A 5,234-nucleotide genomic window follows, 5' to 3' on the forward strand; every position below is an offset into this window, starting at 1 on the left:
TTGGGGCCGCGGCCGGCGCCCGCCCGGACCGACACGGCCGTACAGCCGCCGCGCCGATGCGTCCGCGATGCGGCCGGCTTTCGGCGTGGCGGCGCCGCTGCGCAGCCGCGTGTCGTTTGCGCTGCATTGGTCTAGGCTTGCGCCGCGCCGGATGCGTCCGTCAGGAGAACACGAACCCTCATGTCGTCAGCCAGCCTCAAGCCCGCGGCGATACCGTTGCAGGATCCCGGCCCGACGCCGGCCGAACGCGCCGCCGTGCAGGCGGCGATCGACGCGTGCCGCGCGCTGCCCGGCGCGCTGCTGCCGCTGCTGCACGCGGTGCAGGACAGCCTGGGCTACGTGCCCGCGGCCGCTCTGCCGCTGATCGCGCAGGCGCTGAACCTGTCGCGCGCCGAAGTGCACGGCGTGGTCAGCTTCTATCCGCATTTCCGCGCCGCGCCGCCGGGGCGCCACGTGCTGCAGCTGTGCCGCGCCGAGAGCTGCCAGGCGCTCGGCGCCGCCGCGCTCGAGACACGGGCCCGGCAACGTCTCGGCATCGACTATCACGCGACGAGCGCCGACGGCGCAGTCACCCTGGAGCCGGTCTACTGCCTCGGCAACTGCGCGCTGTCGCCGGCGCTGATGCTCGACGGCGAACTGCACGGCCGCCTGACGCCGCAAGGCCTGGATGCGCTGCTGGATGCGCTGGAGCCGGCCTCGTGAGCGTGACCGTCTACGTGCCGGCCGACGCGGCCGCGCTGTCGGTCGGCGCCGACGCGGTCGCCGCCGCGATCGTCGCGGAAGCCGCGCGGCGCGGCAGCGACCTGCGCCTCGTCCGCAACGGCTCGCGCGGACTGTTCTGGCTCGAACCGCTCGTCGAAGTCGCGACCGCGGCCGGCCGCGTCGCCTACGGGCCGGTCGCGGCCGCCGACGTGCCGGCGCTGTTCGACGCTGATTTCCTGGGCGGAGGCGCGCACGCGCTCGCTCAGGGACTCACCGAGGAAATCCCGTTCCTGAAGCGGCAGGAACGCCTGACCTATCGCCGCATCGGCCTGGCCGATCCGCTCGATCTGGCCGCCTACGAGCAGCTGGACGGCTGGCAGGGGCTGCGCCGCGCGCTGAGCCAGAGCCCGGCCGCGATCGTGCAGGAGGTGCTCGACTCGGGCCTGCGCGGCCGCGGCGGCGCCGCGTTCCCGACCGGCGTCAAATGGAAGACCTGCGCCGACACGAACGCCGCGCAGAAGTACATCGTCTGCAACGCCGACGAAGGCGACTCAGGCACCTACGCCGACCGGCTGACGCTCGAATGCGATCCGTATTCGCTGATCGAAGGAATGCTGATCGCCGCGCTCGCGGTCGGCGCGAGCGAAGGCTACGTCTACATCCGCAGCGAATATCCGCGCGCGTTCCGCGTGTTCTCGCGCGCGATCGAGCTCGCCGAAGCCGCCGGCTGGCTCGGCGCGAACGCCGCCGGCAGCGGCCGGCCGTTCCGCCTGCACGCGCGGCTCGGCGCCGGCGCGTACATCTGCGGCGAGGAAACCTCGCTGCTCGAATCCCTGGAAGGCAAGCGCGGCCAGGTGCGCGTAAAGCCGCCACTGCCGGCCGTCGCGGGCCTGTTCGGCCAGCCCACGGTCGTCAACAACGTCGTCACGCTCGCGAGCGTGCCGATGATCCTCGCGCGCGGCGCGGCCTGGTATCGCGACTTCGGCCAGGGCCGCTCGCGCGGCACGATCCCGTTGCAGCTGGCCGGCAATGTGCGCCGCGCCGGCCTCGTCGAGAAGGCCTTCGGCCTGACCTTGCGCGAGCTGCTGCAGGAGTTCGGCGGCGGCACGGCATCGGGTCGTCCGCTGCGCGCCGTGCAGGTCGGCGGTCCGCTCGGCGCCTATCTGCCGGACGCCGCGCTGGACACGGTCGTCGACTACGAAGCGATCGCCGGTGTGGGCGGCATGCTCGGCCACGGCGGCGTGGTCGTGTTCGACGACACGGTCGACATGGCCGCACAGGCGCGCTTCGCGCTGGAGTTCTGCGCAGTGGAATCGTGCGGAAAATGCACGCCCTGCCGCATCGGCTCCACGCGCGGCGTCGAAGTCGTCGACCGCCTGCGTCGCGGCGACGACACGCCGCGCCAGGCCGCGCTGCTGCGCGAGCTCTGCACGACGATGATCGATAGTTCGCTCTGCGCACTCGGCGGCATGGCGCCGTTCCCGGTGCTCAGCGCGCTCGACCACTATCCCGAAGACTTCGGCCTCGCGACGGACGCCGTCGCGCCGGGCCGCGCCGACGCGCGCTGAATCGCGCCGCCCGCGCAGGAGGAATAGCATGCTCTCCATTGCCGAAAACGACCTCGGTACGCCGCCACCGAAAACCGCCGCGATGGTCACCCTGGAAATCGACGGCCGCCCGGTCACCGTCGCCGAAGGCACGTCGGTGCTGCGCGCCGCGGCCGAGAACGGCACGGCGATTCCGAAGCTCTGCGCGACCGAGATGCTCGACGCGTTCGGTTCCTGCCGCCTCTGCCTCGTGGAGATCGAAGGCCGCAGAGGCTATCCGGCCTCGTGCACGACGCCGGTCGCCGCGGGCATGAAGGTGAAGACGCAGACGCCGGCATTGGGCCGCCTGCGCCGCAACGTCATGGAATTGTATATTTCCGATCATCCGCTGGACTGCCTGACCTGCCCGACCAACGGCCACTGCGAGCTGCAGGACATGGCCGGCGCGGTCGGCCTGCGCGAGGTGCGTTACGGCCACGACGGCGCCGGCCATCGCGACGCGGTCAAGGACGAGAGCAATCCGTACTTCACGTTCGATCCGTCCAAGTGCATCGTCTGCTCGCGCTGCGTGCGCGCCTGCGACGAGGTCCAGGGCACGTTCGCGCTGACGATCCAGGGCCGCGGCTTCGATTCGAAAGTATCGGCCGGCCAGGACGAATCCTTCCTCGACTCCGAATGCGTGAGCTGCGGCGCCTGCGTGCAGGCCTGCCCGACCGCGACCCTGACCGAGAAATCGCTGATCGATCTGGGCCAGGCCGAACGCAGCGTCGTGACGACCTGCGCCTACTGCGGAGTGGGCTGTTCGTTCCGCGCCGAGATGAAGGGCGAGGAACTCGTGCGCATGGTGCCGAACCTCGACGGCGCGGCCAATCACGGCCATTCCTGCGTCAAGGGCCGCTTCGCGCTCGGCTATGCAACGCACCGCGACCGCATCACCACGCCGATGATCCGCCGCCGCATCAGCGAGGCCTGGCAGCCGGTGTCCTGGGAAACCGCGATCGCCCACGTCGCGGCCGAATTCCGCCGGCTGCAGTCGGCCTACGGCCGGCACAGCGTCGGCGGCATCACGTCCTCGCGCTGCACGAACGAGGAGACCTATCTCGTGCAGAAACTCGTGCGCGCGGCGTTCGGCACGAACAACGTCGACACTTGCGCGCGCGTCTGCCATTCGCCGACCGGCTACGGCCTCCGGCAGACGCTCGGCGAATCAGCCGGCACGCAGGACTTCGACTCGGTCATGCAGGCCGACGTCGTGCTCGTGATCGGCGCGAATCCGACCGACGGCCATCCGGTGTTCGCCTCGCGCCTGAAGCAGCGCCTGCGCCAGGGCGCACGGCTCGTCGTGATCGATCCGCGCCGCATCGACCTCGTGCGCACGCCGCACGTGCAGGCCGCGCATCACCTCCAGCTGCGGCCCGGCACCAATGTGGCCGTGCTCAACGCGTTCGCCCACGTCATCGTTACCGAAGGCCTGGTCGACGAGGCCTTCGTCGCCGCGCGCTGCGAAGCGCCGGCCTTCGCGAAATGGCGCGCGTTCGTCGGGCAACCGACGAATTCGCCCGAGGCGCTGCAGGACGAGACCGGCGTGGACGCGGCGGAACTGCGCGCGGCGGCGCGGCTGTACGCGACCGGCGGCAATGCGGCGATCTACTACGGCCTCGGCGTGACCGAGCACGCGCAGGGCTCCACCGCGGTCATGGCGATCGCGAACCTCGCGATGGCCACCGGCAATCTCGGCCGCGCCGGCGTCGGCGTGAATCCGCTGCGCGGCCAGAACAACGTGCAGGGCTCCTGCGACATGGGCTCGTTCCCGCACGAATTCCCAGGCTATCGGCACGTATCCGACACGACCGTGCGGCAAAGCTTCGAGACGGCCTGGGGCGTGCCGCTGCACGACGAGCCGGGCCTGCGCATACCGAACATGTTCGAGGCCGCGCTCGACGGCAGCTTCAAGGGTCTCTACATCGAAGGCGAGGACATCGCGCAGAGCGATCCGAACACGCAGCACGTGACGGCCGCGCTCAGCGCGATGGAATGCGTGGTCGTGCAGGACCTGTTCTTCAACGAGACCGCGAAGTACGCCCACGTCTTCCTGCCCGGCAGCTCGTTCCTCGAGAAGGACGGCACGTTCACCAATGCCGAGCGGCGCATCTCGCGCGTGCGCAAGGTCATGGCGCCGAAGGCCGGCTACGCGGACTGGGAGATCACGCAGCTGATCGCCCAGGCCCTGGGCTACCCGATGCACTACACGGATCCGGCGCAGATCATGGACGAGATCGCCGCGCTGACGCCGACCTTCGCCGGCGTCAGCTTCGCGAAGCTCGAACGTCTCGGCAGCATCCAGTGGCCGTGCAACGATGCGCAGCCCGAGGGCACGCCGACCATGCACGTCGACGCGTTCGTGCGTGGCAAAGGCAGATTCATGCTGACCGAATACGTGCCGACCGACGAGAAGGTCACGGCGCGCTTCCCGCTGCTGCTGACCACGGGACGCATCCTGTCGCAGTACAACGTCGGCGCGCAGACGCGGCGCACGCCCAACGTGCTCTGGCACGACGAGGACCGGCTCGAGCTGCACCCGCACGATGCCGAGGAACGCGGCATCCGCGACGGCGACTGGGTCGGCGTGGAGAGTCGCGCCGGCGACACGGTGCTGCGCGCGCGGATCTCCGACCGGCTGCAGCCCGGCGTGGTCTATACGACGTTCCATTTCCCAGGCTCGGGCGCAAACGTCGTGACGACCGAGAATTCCGACTGGGCGACCAACTGCCCCGAGTACAAGGTCACGGCCGTGCAGATCACGCGCGTGTCGCAGCCGTCGGACTGGCAGCGCCGGCATCAAGCCTTCAGCCAAACTCAGCTGGATCTGCTCGGCGCGGCGCGCGCGGCGGCGGACTGAAGCCGCATGACGCCTCCCGAGCAGCGCAGCGACCCGCCGCGACCCGGCGCCGTGCAGCGGCCCGTCGCGCGCTGGCGCGCGGGACG

3 protein-coding genes are annotated in these 5,234 nt (G+C 70.6%); all 3 read left to right on the top strand.

Annotated features, from left to right (window positions below):
- The first annotated feature begins 180 nt into the window (after positions 1–180).
- From NON22_RS19875 to fdhF, 3 genes are read left to right on the top strand one after another with little or no spacing between them, the layout of a single operon-like run.
- Positions 181–702, top strand: a complete 522-nt coding sequence (locus tag NON22_RS19875; RefSeq protein WP_257388714.1) for a formate dehydrogenase subunit gamma — start codon at positions 181–183, stop codon at positions 700–702.
- A complete protein-coding gene (locus NON22_RS19880) occupies positions 699–2,270 on the top strand; it encodes a formate dehydrogenase beta subunit (RefSeq protein WP_257388715.1) in 1,572 nt (523 codons plus the stop codon). The genes NON22_RS19875 and NON22_RS19880 overlap by 4 nt, the downstream gene beginning before the upstream one ends.
- Before the next feature lie 28 nt (positions 2,271–2,298).
- Positions 2,299–5,148, top strand: coding sequence for a formate dehydrogenase subunit alpha (gene fdhF, locus NON22_RS19885; RefSeq protein ID WP_257388716.1), 2,850 nt, complete (start codon positions 2,299–2,301; stop codon positions 5,146–5,148).
- Positions 5,149–5,234 lie beyond the last annotated feature (86 nt).

The sequence above is a fragment of the Tahibacter caeni genome (assembly GCF_024609805.1).
Lineage (GTDB): Bacteria > Pseudomonadota > Gammaproteobacteria > Xanthomonadales > Rhodanobacteraceae > Tahibacter > Tahibacter caeni.